The following is an 18015-nucleotide window of genomic DNA, read 5'->3' as shown; positions in this document are numbered from 1 at the left end:
GATTAATTAATTGCCACATTTTCTCACAATATATGATTAAGGAATTACAAAATGGCTAAGGAAAATGTAGATGTACTTATTATCGGCGCTGGACCTGCTGGGACAATGACCGCTGCAAAGCTAATTCAAGCAGGGTTAACCGTGAAGATCGTTGAACGTAGCCACTTTCCACGCTATGTTATCGGTGAAAGTCTTCTACCACAAAGTATGCAGCATTTAGAAGATGCTGGATTTATGGATGCGTTAGTCGCACGCAATTACCAAAAGAAAATCGGTGCTAATTTTAAACAAGATGACTTCCAAGAGTTTTTCGATTTCTCTAAAAATTACACCGATGGCTGGACATGGACATGGCAAGTTCCAAGAGATGACTTTGACAATGTACTGGCTGAAGAAGTGCAAAAAATGGGTGCCCCTATCGAATTTGGCACTTCCGTAGTCGATGCCAACATGGATCTAGAAGAGCCTATCATTAAGGTAGTCAATGAGGCCGGTGATGTGCAGGAAATTCAAGCCAAATTCGTTGTTGACTCAAGCGGCTATGGCCGAGTACTCGCAAACCTGCTTGATTTAAATGAACCTTCGTCAGCACCGACTCGGGCAACTTTGTTCGCGCAATTTAAACCAGCTGATGGCATAGAAACTGGGGCTGAAAACAATAAAGTAACGATTCTGGTTCACGAAGAGGATGTATGGGTTTGGCTAATACCTTTCTCTGACGGTCGTGTTTCAGTCGGCTTTGTTGGTAACCCTGAGTATTTGGAGAGTGCAGAAGGCGATGCTAAAACACGCTTTTTAACCTACCTTGCTCGCGATCAACATGCATCAGCAATGTTGGAGGGAATGGCGCTGTGTATGGAACCAAAGGAGATCAAAGGCTACTCTAAAGGTATCAAACAACTGTTTGGTAAAAACTTTGTGCTAACCGGTAACGCCAGCGAATTTATTGACCCCGTATTTTCAGCCGGTGTTATGTTTGCGATTGAGTCAGGCGCACGCGCTGCTGATCTCATTGTTGCGCAGTTAAATGGCGAAGAAGCAAATTGGCAGCAAGAATATGAAGCGCATATGCTTAAAGGGATTGCTGTCATGCGCACCTATATTGAAGGCTGGTACGACGGGCGCTTGCGCCGTTTATTTTTCTCAAACAACAAGCCTGAAAAAATTAAGAGCCAAATCACTTCTGTGCTTGCGGGTTATGTATGGGATGAGACTAACCCATTTGTGAACCGCAGCGAGAAAACTTTGAACTTGCTATCTGATCTCCATAATAACCCTGAAATGGCGTGATTTTAGCTTTTGAGACCGGCGTGGAAATAGCTTCTCACGCCACATAATATACTAACAAAGATGCGTTTCAGTAGTAGTGAAAGTAGTTGTGCGATGCCTATAGTTTCCCTTATTTGCGATTAAACAAAGTGGGGAATTTTGTTGTAGGCCGACCATAGATGTGGCACTTGGCGCTTTAAAGGACTTAGACAATGAAAACTAACTTTGTATACACTGCTGCACTTTCAGCGTTATTAACAGGCACTGCACTTGCAACTCCCGCACAGGCCTCAGAATATAAAACAATTCTAATTCATGGCTTTCAAGCGGACCAACTTAACCGCCCTAACAGCACCAATGTCGAACTTGAAGGTGAAGAATACTGGTCATCTTTTTGGATAAACCACGCTGATGAGCGTATTGATTGGCCTTCTTATGAGCGTTTGCAAGGCAAAATCGCAACAGATTATATTTGGCCAAAGCTAAAAGCATTTGCAGAAAATGGCACTTGTAATCCTGGCTGTGTCTTTGTTACCCACTCAACGGGTGATTTAGTCGCGCGTTATATCTTAGATAACCAAGCAACTTGGCTTGAAAATGCGGGCTTTCAACCACTTAATATCGTTGCTACTTTTGACCTTGCAGGCGCGGGTGGCGGAAGCGAACTCGCAGACACAGCTATCAACGCTGCGACTTCTGGTGGTGTAGTAGGTGAACTAACTCGCCAAGCAGTTGAGGCATGGCTGGGCAGCATGCCTGAAGAGTTTGGTATCATGTGGGATTTAAAAGTAAATAATGCGCGACAAGTTGCTCAGTATCCGAGTGACAATGCGCCTCGCCTACGCTTTGTTGCTGATGCAAGCGACTATTACGGCCTAACTTCAGGCTTCTTACCAGGTAACGACGATGGTGTTGTATCAACGCACTCTTCTTGTGGTGCATCAGCAAAAGGTGACTTTGGTAGTTGTAGTACAAGCGTTGCTATCAACGGTCAGTTAGCCTCCCAAGATGATGCAGTAACTAGCTTTATGCCATATCACTATCCACTACTAATGAGCGCGGAATATAGCCACGGTAACCTGCCAGATGCTGGATACCAAGGCAAAGTAACAGCGGCTCGTACTCAGTTTAACGCGGGTTATAAAACGATTAGCTACAACACCTATGAAGAAACAACGGGTAGCTGGTTTTGGAAAAAAACTTACCGTTATGTTAGCGAGTCTAACTCACAAAGTTTTTCACAGTTAATACTAAACTCACTGTAACTTAACGGTTATTTTGCTAATTTCTATACCCAAGGAACTGCTCCATGCAGTTCCTTATATTAACCGAGTATTGCTATGAAAAAGTTTTTGTTGATTAGCGCCATTCTTATTGTGATCTGTATCACTGTAGGATATTTTGCCTTGCAGCGCGAAGCTCTGCCCTCACCTGAGTTAGCAGCAACACCACAAGTCACCACACCTATTTTGACACCACCAACAACACCACCAGTCACACCTAAAACTGCGATAACACAAAAACAATCACTGATCGAATCGCTACCACTGGCACAAGCTGCGCAATCAGCTGCGGCACACTATGAATATACTATTTCTCTACCGCCTTATTCACAGCCCCTTGGCAAAGGTGATTTTGATAGGCTCAATCCAAATCATTTCTATGCCATCGAAATGCCAATTGAAGAAAACAACGAACAAGTGTCTTTGTCGCTGAATCAATATCGCTTTGTACACCCCGCTACTATCGAGATAAGTTTATCTGGTAGTCAATTTTCTAATGCAACCGCAACGATACTTGACCCTACATCGCAGCAAACCTTATCTACCACCCGCCTCAAAGAGTCTAATGGTATTTGGCTTGGCGCAGTCGATGGCGAGACGACATGGCCTCAAGAGCTGAATGTTGTTGTGCGTGCTAAACCAAACTCGGCTAAGGCCGTTGCATTAACAGCAAGTATCCGCTATTACCAACCCAGCGCCACACTGCTCGCCATTGCTGAACCTTACCCCGAGCAAGCAGACTTGATAATTCCATTGCAGCTTGAAGTAAAGCAAAGTGGTACTTATCGTATCCGTGCAAACCTATTTACTCGCGATGGCACACCAATCAGTCATTTGGTTGAAAAGCAAAAGTTAAGCGAAGGGAAACAGGTATTCAACTTAAAAGCACATCAGTCGGTGCTTGCTCCTTTTTCAGCTAAATCCGGCCCTTCCCAGTTCACGTTAAAGACATTTGTGATTGAGAGAATGTCGCCAATGCCGGGAGAGCTTGCGCAGTTTGGTGATAGCAAAATAACCGAATACCACATCACTGATTTCTACTTTGACGCACTGGAGAAGCGCCCATATAAGCCCTCGGCTGCCGAGCGTCAACGTCTGGGTTACTTGCAAAAAATGGCAGGTAAGTAAAGTAACTAACCTTTGATTCGGATAATTAGCATAAAAACAAACGGTGACCCTTTTTAGGTCACCGAGTTAGCTAAGCTATATCGCTTCAGCCGTCGTCTTAGGCTTTAGCTCAGCAATGCGATAAAACCCAAGAGCGGTGATAGATACTAAGGTCATGATGATAAACAGCATCATACCGGAGTAAAAATCTAATATAAGTCCGCCTAAAATAGGCGCTAATGCATACCCTAATGAACACAAGCCAGCAGCACCAAAATAGCTAGCTTTCAGGTTATCTGGTGCCAACCTGTCAATATAGACATTGATGTTAGTAAACATAATCGCTTCGCTCAGACTCAACACCATCATGGCTGCAATCCATCCCCAAATATTGTGTACATCATTCAAGGCCATCATGACTTGTGAAATAATCAATATCACGCCACCCGCATAAAGCCTATTTTCAATGCGCCAATTACGCATCAGATGTAGTAATGGAAACTGACAAACGATGATCACACTAGAATTTGCGATGATTAAGCTAGAAATTAGCCAAGCTAGATCGGGGACCTCTGCACGCGTCAAATACTGCACTAAGCTAGAGTCACATTGCGCATAAACCAAATACACTAAAGTTGTAGCGATGAGCACAATTAAAAAAACTTTATCTTTTCGTAAGATCCCCAGCCACTTTGCAAACTTGGGTACCGACTGAGCGGCAGACTGCAAAGCGAAAGTCTGCGCTTCACTCAGTTTAGGTCTAAAGTAAAGCAGCGCGAGCAACAAACCAATATACGAAATGCCAGTATAGATAAAGCTAAACTGCTCACCATTAAGCCCCGCCCATAGCCCGTACAATGGTCCTAAAGCCGCTCCCACATTCACGAGAAAATAGAGTAAATGCAGTGCAAGCTCTCTGTCTTTTGCGTCCGCAAGTTCTTCAGTAAGTAACGCTTTACTAGGCGCATCCCAAAGCGTCCTAGGTAGGCAAGCTAAAAACACTGAGGTTGCAAACAACCACAACGACTCAGCCACAGCCAACAGTGAAAAAGAAATCACACCAACAAACACTGCCGTGTAGAGCATTTTGGTGCGACCAAAGCGATCAGCGAGATTACCCGTATAAAACCCCAAAAATACGGCAAAAGTCGCTGACACCGTCAGCAATAAACCGACCTCTGTTGCACTCAATCCATAATTTTCGTAAAGAATAACAGCCAAAAAAGGCCATACCATGTAGTAACTAGCGCGAACGAAAAAGTTACCAACAAGCATTACCCAAACTAAAGGTGTAAAGCGCTTTAACCGCTCAATTGCAGAGCTATTCTCCATTGATGTTCCTTGATTATTATTGATTTACGCAGAACCCTAATTCCTAAACCTTAGTTTAGGTCAAGCGTTTAACTGCATTCTATTATCTTGGATACTGGAATTTTATGAAGAAAAAATTTCATCCTTGAAATCACAAAGGGAGATAAAACTAACTCAATGAAATTAAGCGTTAAAACCGCTTAACGTAGAACACATTTAAAAAATCAAGACCGGGGTTGTGGTCGCTCAAACCAGCATTAGAATAATGCAGATATCGGATCCCAACTTTAGTACTGGGGTTCAAATTAACACTAAGTCCAATGCGGTCTTCAAACTGATAGTGAACACCAATGTCTTTACCCGCAAATCGAGTATCACTGACGTAGGTCATGCCAATTCCAAACTCAAAATTTACCGGCTTTCCAGCAAACTCGGTCAGTGGAACACTAAGCACTGGTGACAATGCAATGGCAAACGTCGTGTCTGAGCGTTTTGGTTTGCCGTATTCCCAATAGTTGGTGCTCAGCTCAAAATAAACATAGGCACCTTCTCCAAAACCATAATCCGCTAAACTATAATGCAAGGGACGATACCCAAGCCGCAGTCCTTTTACATCCCCCTCTCCCATCACATAATCAACTGCAACTTCACTAGCATGTGAGTAAGTAGACACAAACAACATAAGCAAGAATAAAACTAAGCGCATAACGACTCCTCTACAACGAGGGCAATTTTACGCCGTTATTTAATTCTTAAAAGACACCAAAAGACCATATAATAATTGCCATTTAAGCACCAATATGGAATTTTAATGGGTACATTAATTTAACCAAAACCAATAACAAATTATGAGTTATACTATTAAAAACGATCTTGAGAATGTGGTATGCAGTATATAATTGGGAGCGTTATAGGGATATTTAGTGTATTCAGTGCCTTAGCCGCAGCACCAACAAAAGTAGATATCTATACCGAGCATTTTCCTCCGTACCAGATAGAGCAAAAGAACGGCACCATTACTGGGCTTGCCACTGATATCGTACGCCTCATTATGTGGGAAGCAGAGCTAAGCTATCAAATTTATATGTTGCCTTGGACTCGCGCAAAAGCCTTCTCCAAAAAATCCCCTTATTCATTGCTCTACTCGATCGCCAGAACGGAGCAACGTGAAGAAAACCATATCTGGATTGCGCCACTTTGTGAGCTAAAGGTCGCCTTTTATAAGCGTGCTGATATTGCCGATCAGCAGGTGTGGGAAATATGGAAAATCAAACAACATGTTGTCGCTGTTGCGGCTGATCAACTCTCCGAAAACTATTTAAAAGCACAAGGCTTTGTCGCCGATAAGAATATGCTATCAGTAACCAGTTTTAGTCGTGCAGGTGAGCTGCTTGAAAGAGGCAGAATAGACTTTATTTTTGGTGCCGAAAACTTTGTAGATAGAATGGCTGCTAGAATGGGTTTAGTGGAGCAATGGGACAAAGTGCTAGAAGTCCCTGAGTTAAGTAAAACCCTCTATTTAACCGCCAACCCGAGCGCCCCTCCAGAGTATATAAATCGGCTGCGCGCCGCCGCTGAACGAGTGCAGATGCAACGCAAAAAGGTTGATGTCGGCTGCCCCATTGACGAGTAATTCATCGTTTGCTACTGAACTTTGTACGTCGCTGTGATAGCATTTTCAAAATTGTATACTTTATTCAAAAAACAACAAATGAAAGTACTCACAGGAATGGTATTACTCGTGCTCTTTGTAGCATGCGAAACACACGCAAGCCCAAAAATCATCAACGCGGTTTCACGCTTTGGTCACCCTCAGGTAATGAAGCCCGCAGACAAGTTTGGCCATAGTCCCTATTCACCACTGTTTGATAACGGCGCATGGCATGGTCACTTACTTCCTAATAACGCTGCGGAATATGGTGGTTTCACGGGTAACGCGGTTATCACCGAAGAGTATTTAACCTATTTATTTGAACGTATTGAGCGCCTACAGGTTTTTCACGGTGATATCAAATTGCAATTTGATGCAGCGCAGTACAGTCTACCAGGAGAGCTGGTACAAACGCTCAGACATGAGCTCGCGACGGTGACAATCCGCTTACGCTTTGTTAGCGAGCGCACTTCTCTTATTCAAACCACTATTCATACTAAGCAACGACTTACTTTAAAATTGGACGGCAAATTACTCCACCAACTTAATCAACAACAAGCACTGGACCAACAATACCCTAAGCTCGCTCCAACCATGGTTGCCAGCGAAAGTGGGATCAGTACCACTTTTGGTCGTGTTCGCGATCCGTGGGCGCTTCTGACCTCTGGTAGCAACGAGTACTCAATCACCCGCACAATCCCTTTCAAAAATGTGGTGGAAAATGACCGTTATTATAGCGAGACACAAACCTCTGGTGATCTGCAGTTTTATACCGCCATAAGTTATGTCCACAATCAGCAGGAACGCATACAAACAGCAAAGGTCGTTGCCAAAATTCTCTCATCCCCTGTTACGTATTGGCAACGCTCTAAAGCTCGCTGGACGGGCTATTTAGCACGCTATCAAACCTTACCACGAGATAAACAAACATTGGCGATAAAAGCCGTTGAAACCCTCATTGGTAACTGGCGATCTCCTGCAGGGGCAATCGCGTTTGATACCGTATCGCCTTCGGTCACTGCTCGCTGGTTTTCCGGCAATTTAACTTGGCCTTGGGACAGTTGGAAACAAGCGTCAGCGCTGAGACTATTTGCACCAGATTTAGCCAAGGCCAACATTGATGCCGTATTTTCCTATCAAATAGCAGCTAACGATCCTGTGCGACCCCAAGATAAAGGCTTATTACCCGATTTAATTGGTTATAACCTGCCACCAGAACGTGGTGGCGATGGCGGTAATTGGAGCGAACGGAATTCAAAACCCTCGCTGGCCGCTTGGGCGGTGTTGAATACCTACCATGCCAGCAAAGACAAAGCTTGGCTTGCACAAATTTACCCTAAACTTGTCGCCTATCGTGATTGGTGGCTACGCAACCGTGATCACAACCAAAATGGTATTCCAGAATTTGGTGCAACCATAGATAAACACCATAATAATCAAGCGGGTGAGTTGTTATTTTATCTACATGAAGGAAAGCAAAAGCATGCCCGCTTTGGGCTAAAAGCCTATCGCGATGCGCAGGCACAGGGTAAACAGATAAGTATTCCCGCACAGACCGCAGCGTCATGGGAGTCTGGAAGAGACGATGCTGCTAACTTTGGTTTTATCTCACCACAGCAGCTTGAGATCTATGTGAAACAAGGTGGCGATGCTAAAGACTGGCAAGTCGAGTTTGCTAGCAATAAGGACGCCCAAGGCCACCTGCTAGGCTACTCTTTGATGCAAGAGTCGGTTGATGGGGCCAGTTATTTTTATTCTGATACCAAAAACTTGAGTACCATCGCCAATATCTTGGCTAAGCCGCAGGAAGCCAAAGCCTTTTCAGCACAAGCAAAGCAGATCGCCGATTATATTAACCGCTGCATGTTCGACGATAACAGCGGATACTACTACGATATTCGTATTGCCCCATCACCGCTTGAAAATGGCTGTGCAGGGAAACCTATCATTGAACGTGGTCGTGGCCCGGAAGGTTGGGCTCCGCTCTTTAATCAGGTCGCAACAGCGTATCATGCTAAACGCGTCTCTGAAGTAATGCTCAGCTCCAGTGAATTCAACACCTATATTCCTCTAGGCTCTGCATCCCAGACCAACCCTGCATTTGGCGCAAACATCTATTGGCGTGGTCGTGTCTGGCTTGACCAATTGTATTTTGGCTTGATGGGACTAAGTTATTATGGTTATGAAACTGAAGCGAATACTTTGCTTCAGCGATTTATGCAAAATGCGGATGGTCTGCTGCAAAACGCGCCTATTCGCGAAAACTACAATCCACTCACCGGCGAGCAGCAAGGTGCACCGAACTTTTCATGGAGCGCGGCCCATATTTTGCTGATGATAGAAGCATTTGAGATGGACAAGCCCAAAGCACCAATTAAAGAAGAAAAGCCAGTTTCACAGCAAATCACTACAAACTAGCCGAAAATTTGCTAGCAATTCAGTGATGAACCGTCTACATTTTTTAAATGATACAAAAACAAAATTAGACGGACCGCAATGAGTTGGTTTTACCGTATTTACCATTTTGCCCTAAAGTGCATTGTTATTTTTATCGGGATCCCGAATCCCAAATTACATCAGGGAAAAACGGGGCTGTTAGACGCCATTAAGGCGCTGGGGTTAAAAAATGGAGATAACGTCTTAGTCGTGACCGACCAAGTGCTGCTCAAGCTCAACTTACATCAGGTTGTGGAAAACACACTACGTGAGTCAGAGTTAGTCACGCATTATTACGCAGATGTTTTACCCAACCCAACCATAACAAACGTTGAAGATGGTCTAAAGGTCTACCAACAGCATCAGTGTAAAGCAATTATCGCGCTTGGCGGTGGCTCGGTACTCGACACGGGCAAGCTGATCGGTGCTCGGGCTGTCAAGCCGAACAAACCGGTGACTAAACTCAAAGGGTTGTTTAAAGTCTTAAAACGCCTACCGCCGAATATCGCGATCCCAACAACCGCAGGAACCGGCTCGGAGACCACCGTTGCCGCCGTTGTTAACGATCCTAGCAATCACGCCAAATATGCCGCGACTGATTTTTGTTTAGTGCCGCACCATGCCGTATTATTACCGGAATTAACCACAAGTATGCCTGCACATATCACCGCGACTACGGCAATTGATGCACTAACCCACGCCATTGAGGCACTACTGAGCATTAACTGTCTTAAGTTTAGCCGCGGCCGTGCTCTTGAGGCCTGTAGAGCCATCTTTGAATATTTACCCAAAGCACAACAAGACCCACAAAATCTAGAAGCAAGGGCGCAACTACTACTCGCTTCCCATTACGCAGGACAAGCTTTTACCAGAACTTCTGTCGGCTACGTACATGCAATTTCACACCAATTGAGCGCTCAATATGGTACGCCACACGGGCTTGCCAATGCGGTGTTACTCATGCCCGTGCTAACCTGGTATGGCGAGCGCATTAACCAGCAACTCGCGCTCATCGCCAGATACTGTGGATTAACCTCGTTAGACTATCCCGTCGAACGCCAAGCGGACGACCTGTTGGAGCACATCAAGCGCTTATTGCTTGATTTACAGATCCAAACCACGCTCGCCGAAGTACTTCCTGATGATGCCGCGCTACTCGCAGAGCTGGCGCTAAAAGAAGCACATCCAGATTATCCGGTGCCCCATTTTATGGATCCCAGCGCCTGCCAACGCATTATAAAAGGTATCGCTCCTACGCCTTAATAAGCACTTTGTTTAGTGTTTTGACTCAAAGAAATTTAAAATAAATACAAACTTTTCAAAATCTTACAAAAAAAAACATCAAGTAAAAGCACTAAAAACATAAAGCCTATTAACGAACAGTTAAAAGCCAACAAACGCAAACAAAAACAATTCTCAATAACGATTTTTAATGCTAGTATGCGCGACTTTTGAAAAGCAAACTGGTGTATTTTGGAACGTTATTACTCAGAAGTATTAAGTTATATCGCTCGTTCAGTGGGGTGCAAAGATAAGGCTCAAAATATAGTCCAAGAGGCGTATACCCGAATACTAAGTTATAAAAGCAGCAATCCAAAGCAGGATAACACGCAAGAGCGCGCGCTGTTTTTTAAAGCCGCAAAAAACATTGTGATTGATCAGTATCGCAAAAATCAAACCGTTGCTGAGCCCGACGACTTCGAATTAGTCGCGCCAAGTTATTATGAGCCTGAGGCTAAGCTTGCAAGTCAACAACAACTGGCATTACTTAATCGAAGTATCGACTCCTTACCCCTAAAAACTAAGCAAGCATTTGTGCTCTATAAATTTAAAAACTTAAGCCAGCCACAAATAGCAGAGCAAATGGGGATATCTGTCAGCATGGTCGAAAAACACTTGGCAACTGCCATGCTCGCTTGCCGTAACGCATTACAAAAACAATAAGAGAATCGCAATGGACCGTCATAATGTATCAATACAGCAGCAAGTAAACCACTGGCTGGAACTCGAAAGGCAAGGGCTCAGTAAAACGCAGCAGCAAGCGCTCAATCGTTGGCTTGGTGAGAACCGTGCGCACCAAACAGCCTATCAAGAAAGTAAACAGATTGAGCGATTGTTATCGCAATTTTCAGATCAAGACATTGCACAATTAGAGAATCCACTTACACACTCGAAGCTTAAATCAAAGACAACTCAGCGGTACTTCGCCATTGCTGCATGCTTTGCACTTTTTGCGTTGAGTTTCTTTGGCTATCAAACGTGGTTCTTTCAAGTAAACAAAGACACCTTTCACGCCAGCTATCAGTCAGCACGAGGCGAATTACGCAATATCTCACTGCCCGACCAATCTCGACTGACCTTAGATGCCAAAACTTCCCTCGCTATTGATTTTGATGGCAATCGGCGTAGTAATAAACTACTCAGTGGACGCGTATTGTTTGACGTTGCCAGTGACAAAAGCCGTCCATTTGTTATCAGCGCCGGTAACACAAAAATTACCGTATTAGGTACCCGCTTTTCTGTTGATAAAAAACCCAATAGCGTTCGCATTGTGGTGGATCATGGCCGTGTAAACGTGCAAAGCCAAAATCAGCAAATAACGCTGACAAAAGGTCAAATGGCGGTCGTGGACAGTGACGGCATTGTCAAGGCTGAGTTTGATCCAAACCTCAATCTCGTTGATGCGTTTAAGCAAGGACGACTCGTGTTCGACAATACACCACTTAACGAAGCACTTGAGGAATTTAAACGACATCATGCGATAAGTTACACCTTAAGCACTCAATCAACTGAGCAATTGGTTATTTCGGGTACTTTTGTAGCATCAGAGCTCGAAAGCTTTTTAAACTTACTTCCACATGTTCTCCCTGTAGAAGTTAAAGAGTATAACAATCATATAGTTATAGTTAATTCTCGATGATGAGATAAAAATATTCAAATTTTTATTGAGGAGTTCTCATTCTCATTCGTTTTCATCTTAGGTAATTTATTTGGACGCATAACAATGAGAACTCGCTCTGTTTTAAACACAAGACTCACTCCCTTAGCATTTGCACTCGGGCTTAGCCTGAGCCTGCCTGCAACCGCGCAGAGTCATGTTGCTTTATATCAATTTAATCTTACGCAGCAACCTATTAGCCATACCTTAACGCAGGTAGCTGAAGCTGCGAGTATGAATCTAATTGCCGATGCGAAACTATTAAATGGCCTGCAAGCCCCAGCAATTAAAGGAGAGGTAAGTTTAACCGAGGCACTAGAACGCACACTAAAAGGTAGCCAGCTAACAGCGAGCATTATCGACAACAACATCGTTATTAAAGCGGCGATTAACGGGTCAGCGCCTGTAAAAAGCAAAACCAATAATACTCAGGAAAAGGCAAAGCACAGCCAAACACCAAATCCGCAAGATAATATTGAAGTTATCACGGTCAAAGGCGATAAACTCAATCTTAATCGTGAACAGATTGCTCGAACCAAGGGTTTATCTAACTCGGATATTTTCTCAACGTTTTCTGGTATAGAGGCAAACAATATTCGAAACGAAGCTGGCGCACTTGATATTGGTATTCGCGGCGTGCAAGGCGAAGGTCGAGTGCCGATTTTCATCGACGGTAGTTTGCAATCAACGCACACAAACCGCGGCTATATGGGTTCTTCTGACAGAACCTATATCGATTCAAACTTGATAAGCTCGGTTAATGTCGAAAAAGGCGCATCGGCCAAAGCATCACCTTTCGGCTCAGGTGCAATCGGCGGAACAGTCAATATCCGAACATTGGGCACACAAGATATTCTCCAAGACGGTAAGCATTTTGGCGCTTTAGTTAAGGTAAATACGCATAACAACAATAAAACACCTGAAGTACCAGAGAGCTTTGGCCTGCAAAGTTATTATGAAATCAGCAACCACAATGACACACTCGACTTTGCAGGCGGCGGGTTTACGCTAGCAACCGCTTATCAACAGGATAACTTACAAGCGGTACTCGCTTATAGTAAGAAAAAGGTTGGTAACTACTTTGCTGGTAAAAATAGCTTTGACGACTTTGTTGAAACCGTGGAGTACGTGCGTTGGGTGCCTTCAACTGATCATGAGGGGCAATATGACGAAGTAACAGTAGTCGACCAGATCCCACCTCCAGTTAACCAAAATGGCGAAGTCGTCAATACAAGCTTTGAAAGCGACTCATATCTTGCCAAACTAACTTATGCGTTTACGGACGAACAATCGTTAGAGGTGAATACACGTTACCATAAGCAAGAAGCGGGAGAAATGCTGGCCACCTACTGGTACAAACAAAGCGCCGGTGACACCAAGTTTTGGAAGGTGATAGATGAAAATGGCCAAGAACAATGGATGTCCGAAGAAATTCCAGAAGGCGTAGAAACCATGCCGCAGTGGGCTCCAGGCTCTGCTCTGGTAAACAGTGCCAGTGCGTTATACCGTTTTTTACCGAGTAATAACTCATTAGTCGACCTCAGTGTTAACGTTTGGCGTACCAGCGCAAGGTTACAGCAATATAATGCACTTGGCAGTAACCTGGGAGCAAATGCGGGGCAATATTTTCACCGTTATAATAATAAGCGTCATGGGATAAGTGCATTCAATACCTCTGCATTATCGTTGGCAAGTACACCGATTACTTTGACTTATGGTCTATCTTGGCAGGTTGAGAAATTAAGCCCTCATAAAGACTGGAAAGACAATTTTAATCGAGACTGGTACCCTGCTGACTTCAATTTAAAAGCCACTTCACGACATGGCAAACAAACAAAACGTGCATTATTCACCAATGCCAATATCGATCTTGCGCCTGTAGAGTTTGCACTGAACGTAAACCTTCATGACTCGGTCAACGAGGACTATCAAACAGGCGAAAAACTTACATTTGATGCCAAAGCGGATGTGACTGTACAAGCAAATTATCAACTGCTTGATAATACAGTTATTAAAGCCAAATATAGCAACGCATATCGAATGCCAAACCTGTACGAAACAACAGTTTCTAATGAGGTGTTTTCCTACTCTAGTGACTACCCGATCACCCCTGAAAAAACGAAATCGTATGATATTGGCTTTGAGAGTGACTTTAGCAACTTACTCAGCCACGGGGATAAGCTAATTATCTCGGCGGAGTACTTCTACACGAATATTGAAAGTATGTTGGCAACAGGCTTCTTGCCTAAACCCGACGCACCTTCATGGGATCAAAAGTTCACCTTTACCAACTATGATAAGTTTGAACTGCCTGGCACGGAATTTGGTCTTCATTACCAAAGTGACTTATTTTACAGCAGGTTATCTTACACAAAGTACACCGACGTCAAAATGTGCTCACGCTTAATGGCCGAGGCTGCAGGTGTCGATACTTGTAATACGACCGGCTTTGCGGGGAGTTTAACACCACTTCGTGTGCCTCCTGAAAAAAGCTATATCGCAACGCTTGGTATGACACTCTTTAACGACACAATTGATACGGGTTTTACTTACAAAAAACACGCTGAGAAACATCACCCGGGCGGCTTTTTGGCAGGGACTGGAGTAACTGCGCTTGAGTATATTCCAGCAGGCTATCAGCTCGACTTTTATCTTGATTATATCTTTAGCGACAGCATCAAAGGCAACCTAGCGATCACCAACTTGACCGATCAGTATAAAGTTTCAAGCGGCTCAATCGTCGCGATGCCAGAACCTGGCCAAACCATTTCGATTGGCTTAGAAATCAAACTTTAATCAACACTTAGGCGCTGTACTTTTGCTTAAAGACAGCGCTATATTTTTACATCACCTTGGAGCATCAATGACTACCGTTACCTCTGCACTTTCTCGAGCGCAAAACTTAAAACATGCAACTGCAGATACCCACGACAATGTAGACAAATCCATTATGGCGCAAGACCCATTCGCCAATACACAAAGCTATCTCGATTTCTTGCGATTACAGTTTTATTTTTTAAAAGATGTGAGCGCTCTTTATGAACACCCAGAATTATTAGCGCTTATTCCTGATTTGGCCGCGCGCCGCCGCTTAGGTTTGCTTGAGCAAGACTTTATCGACCTTGAAACCACCATCCCTACTCCCTACTTAATGCCAGAAGTAACCAATAATACCGACGTCGCCAGAGCGCTCGGCTGGCTATATGTGGTTGAGGGCTCAAAGGTCGGTGCAGCCATGCTGGGTAAACAAGTTGGGGCCAAGCTCAATTTTGATGCGCAGCACGGCGCTCGATATTTAGCAGGCCCAGGAGCCGGTCGCGGCAGCGCTTGGCGAGAGCTTGTGCAAATCATAGACGCAATTGAATTGAGCGAACAGCAAGAACAGGCGCTAATTGAAGGTGCTCGTCAGGCATTCACCCGTTTCCAAGCATTCCAGGCACACGTTTATTCATGATGTTTAAAGCCGCCTTAGCCAACTATAAGAAAATAGCCCTACTGCTATGCGGATATCTATTTGTAGCCCTCGGTGTTATTGGTATTGTTTTGCCCGTCATGCCAACCACTGTGTTTTTTATTCTGGCTTTGGCGTGCTTTTCAAAAGCCTCTCCTAGGCTTGCCTTGTGGCTGCTAAATCACCCAAGGTTTGGCGCTTCATTAACGCAATGGAAGCAATACAGGGTTATACCGCTCAAGGCCAAAGTCATGGCAACAGTGGGCATGACAGCGAGCTATGCTTTACTTATTTTGCTCTCACCAGCAGCCTGGTTGGCCTGTGTAGTTGGCAGTATAAAGATCGCAGTAATGTCTTATATTTATTCCAGACCATCAAAGCGTGTGTAATACCAGTTTACATTCTTATAATTTAAAGCGCTCAACCAGTGTTGCTAGACGATGCGAGAAGCTACTGAGCGACTCGCTGCCTTTAGCCAAGCTTTGCATCGCCTGAGCATTCTCATTTGCGGTACTTTGTGCATCTAGCATCACCTGCTCAATTTGCTGACAATCCGTCGCTTGGTGATCAGCGGCTTGGCTGACTTCTTCACTCAACTGCGTAACCTGTAAAATAGCGTTGGCAATTTCATCCATGGCACTGGCAAGCGCCTCACTTTGTTTAACACATGAGGCAACATCACGTTGGCCGGAGTTAATGGCGTCAGAGGCGCTATGTGTATCCTGTCTCAGAGCTGCGATCATTTGGTTAATTTCATTAGTCGACTCTTGCGTCCTTGACGCAAGCGTTCTAACCTCATCGGCGACCACCGCAAACCCTCTTCCCTGCTCACCAGCTCGAGCCGCCTCTATTGCTGCGTTTAACGCCAACAGATTGGTTTGCTCAGCAATAGAAACAATGGTATCCAAGATACTGCCGATATTCTCGCTATGTGTGGTCAATTTGGTCATACTCTCTACCGCTTCACTCATGCGCGTGCTGAGCGATAGAATATGTTCTTTATTGTCTTGTGTGTATTTACTGACCTCGGTTTTATGCTGGTTAGCGGTATGGATGCTCGCGAGGCTATCTGACGAGCGTTCGGAAACCGCCAAAGCACTAGCTGAAATACTTTGTGCTAAGCGATTGGCATTATCCATGCGGCGCATTTGCTCAGTCGCATTATTGGCTATTTGTTTACTTTCGCTTAATGATGATTCCGATAGTCCTTCTAACTCATGAACCTGATTATTGATTGACTCTAGCAAAGCACGGAGATTGTCTTTCACCTGATTAATATTATCAATTAACTGACCAAATTCATCATCACTGCGCTTACTCATTTGCTTCGAAAAGTCTCCAGCAGCAAGGTATTTGAGCATTTTATTCACCGCAGCCAACGGCCCAAGCATTGCCCGGCTAGTTGAAACCGAGATAAACGCACCTAAAGCAATAAAGACAATCACCAATAAAATGGCGGTATTTTGCGCTCGCTCGATAAGGGTTTCAGCATTATTTTGAGAACGATTAAACGCCGCATTAGCGCTTTGCTGCATTTTCTCAAGCTCGGTTAAAATGGCAAACGCATGCTGCTCTGATTGCTTATATAACATTGCAGCTTGCTGTTGCTGACGCAGTTTCTCTTGTACCGCGACATAAAGATGACCGGGCTCACCCAGCTTTTCCCTGAGCTTAGTCATGCCCTCACTAAACTGATTTAACAAATCATCTGCATCCATGCCATAGGCTTGGCGCTTCAAAAACGTTAGGTTATTTTCAATATTATCTAACAAAAACAGCATGTCTTGCTGGTGCTGATCTACTTGCTCTAGCGTTAAACCGCTGATCCGCTGACTGTTGTTTTCCAGTGTAAACAACATGTCATCAATACGAACGCCAGTCCCGACCATTTCTTCCAACTGCCGTGTTTTGTCTGTCTCGATTAACTCAAGATCCAGCATGGCATTGCTGGCCTGTTCTTTATCCTGTTTAAGTGCTTGATATTGTGATTGGATCCGTTGCTGCGCTTGTACAACATCAGCCTTAGCCTGCAACATTTGTTCTGCGGCACGACTGAGCTGCTCACCCAGCGCCAGAGTTTGCTTTAATGGTGTGACAAATTCAGGCATGGCTTGCGTCAATGACGTTAAGTGCCGCTGGCGCTCAACATACAGTTGCTGCTGTGTGGTAAATTGCTGTCGAGCCCGATTGATATCTTGCTCGCTTTCGAGGGTATAAGCTTGAGAAACCAACTTGCTGAGCTTAAGCTGCTCAAGTTGCAAGGCGTCGGCACTGCGCTGAATAGGCAAAGTAATTTGCCCCATATTTTGATTAGCGGACTTTATTTGCGCCAATGCTAAATAGGCAAGCACGCACGCAAGTAACAGCAGCACACCTAATGCACTAAAGCCTAAAGTAATTTTTTGTTTTATTGTTAGTTTACTTAGCATAATGTCATTGCTCTATTTTGAGTAAACAAACTATGTTACAAATGGGATAAAAAACCAAGTAAATACTCTAAAAATTACCAACATACCTTTTAAAAAGGTAGCTTCAAATTTGCGGTTTTGCTTACTTAGTTTTTGATTTT

At 44.2% G+C, this 18015-nt stretch carries 14 protein-coding genes; 11 read left to right on the top strand and 3 right to left on the bottom strand.

The annotated features are described in order from the left end of the window. Nucleotides 1-51: 51 nt before the first annotated feature. The 3 genes from GSF13_RS11285 (at nt 52) to GSF13_RS11275 (ending at nt 3680) form a co-directional block, all read left to right on the top strand. A complete protein-coding gene (locus GSF13_RS11285; RefSeq protein ID WP_211868355.1) occupies nt 52-1290 on the top strand; it encodes an NAD(P)/FAD-dependent oxidoreductase in 1239 nt (412 codons plus the stop codon). A 191-nt stretch (nt 1291-1481) separates the two neighbouring features. After that, on the top strand, nt 1482-2534 hold the full coding sequence (locus GSF13_RS11280; RefSeq protein ID WP_211868353.1) for a hypothetical protein: 1053 nt from the start codon (nt 1482-1484) through the stop codon (nt 2532-2534). 75 nt (nt 2535-2609) lie between these two features. Next, nucleotides 2610-3680, top strand: a complete 1071-nt coding sequence (locus tag GSF13_RS11275) for a hypothetical protein (protein ID WP_211868345.1) — start codon at nt 2610-2612, stop codon at nt 3678-3680. A gap of 75 nt (nt 3681-3755) precedes the next feature. Here GSF13_RS11275 and GSF13_RS11270 read toward each other — a convergent pair whose 3' ends face one another. After that, nucleotides 3756-4991 (bottom strand): MFS transporter, encoded by a 1236-nt coding sequence (locus tag GSF13_RS11270; protein WP_211868343.1) that lies wholly within the window; start codon nt 4989-4991, stop codon nt 3756-3758. A 169-nt stretch (nt 4992-5160) separates the two neighbouring features. Further along, on the bottom strand, nt 5161-5676 hold the full coding sequence (locus tag GSF13_RS11265) for an acyloxyacyl hydrolase (RefSeq protein ID WP_045961557.1): 516 nt from the start codon (nt 5674-5676) through the stop codon (nt 5161-5163). Nucleotides 5677-5856: 180 nt separating this feature from the next. Here GSF13_RS11265 and GSF13_RS11260 point away from each other — a divergent pair, with 180 nt between their 5' ends. The 8 genes from GSF13_RS11260 (at nt 5857) to GSF13_RS11225 (ending at nt 15835) form a co-directional block, all read left to right on the top strand. After that, a complete protein-coding gene (locus GSF13_RS11260; RefSeq protein ID WP_010604072.1) occupies nt 5857-6603 on the top strand; it encodes a transporter substrate-binding domain-containing protein in 747 nt (248 codons plus the stop codon). Nucleotides 6604-6681: 78 nt separating this feature from the next. Beyond that, nucleotides 6682-9039 (top strand): alpha-glucosidase, encoded by a 2358-nt coding sequence (gene ygjK, locus GSF13_RS11255; protein ID WP_249122772.1) that lies wholly within the window; start codon nt 6682-6684, stop codon nt 9037-9039. Nucleotides 9040-9117: 78 nt separating this feature from the next. Further along, complete coding sequence (locus tag GSF13_RS11250; RefSeq protein WP_174168500.1) at nt 9118-10320, top strand: iron-containing alcohol dehydrogenase; 1203 nt, start codon at nt 9118-9120, stop codon at nt 10318-10320. 210 nt (nt 10321-10530) lie between these two features. Beyond that, the gene (locus GSF13_RS11245; RefSeq protein WP_010604075.1) at nt 10531-11001 is read left to right on the top strand and encodes a sigma-70 family RNA polymerase sigma factor; all 471 of its coding nucleotides are present in this window, start codon (nt 10531-10533) and stop codon (nt 10999-11001) included. A gap of 10 nt (nt 11002-11011) precedes the next feature. Further along, nucleotides 11012-11977: a FecR domain-containing protein gene (locus GSF13_RS11240; protein WP_211868341.1), complete on the top strand. Its 966-nt coding sequence runs from the start codon at nt 11012-11014 to the stop codon at nt 11975-11977. An 84-nt stretch (nt 11978-12061) separates the two neighbouring features. After that, a complete protein-coding gene (locus tag GSF13_RS11235; protein ID WP_211868339.1) occupies nt 12062-14791 on the top strand; it encodes a TonB-dependent receptor in 2730 nt (909 codons plus the stop codon). A gap of 67 nt (nt 14792-14858) precedes the next feature. Next, entirely contained in the window at nt 14859-15449 is a 591-nt protein-coding gene (locus tag GSF13_RS11230) for a biliverdin-producing heme oxygenase (RefSeq protein ID WP_010604078.1), read from the top strand. Then, on the top strand, nt 15446-15835 hold the full coding sequence (locus tag GSF13_RS11225; protein WP_010604079.1) for a YbaN family protein: 390 nt from the start codon (nt 15446-15448) through the stop codon (nt 15833-15835). Before GSF13_RS11230 ends, GSF13_RS11225 begins: the two co-directional genes overlap by 4 nt. Nucleotides 15836-15850: 15 nt before the next feature. On the opposite strand, the gene GSF13_RS11220 is transcribed toward GSF13_RS11225, so the two are convergent. Beyond that, nucleotides 15851-17875 (bottom strand): methyl-accepting chemotaxis protein, encoded by a 2025-nt coding sequence (locus GSF13_RS11220; RefSeq protein WP_211868337.1) that lies wholly within the window; start codon nt 17873-17875, stop codon nt 15851-15853. Between the last annotated feature and the right edge of the window lie 140 nt (nt 17876-18015).

The sequence above is a fragment of the Pseudoalteromonas sp. M8 genome, from assembly GCF_018141365.1.
Lineage (GTDB): Bacteria > Pseudomonadota > Gammaproteobacteria > Enterobacterales > Alteromonadaceae > Pseudoalteromonas.
Note: the sequence above shows the minus strand (reverse complement) of the source record. Positions and strands in the feature narration are given on the sequence as shown.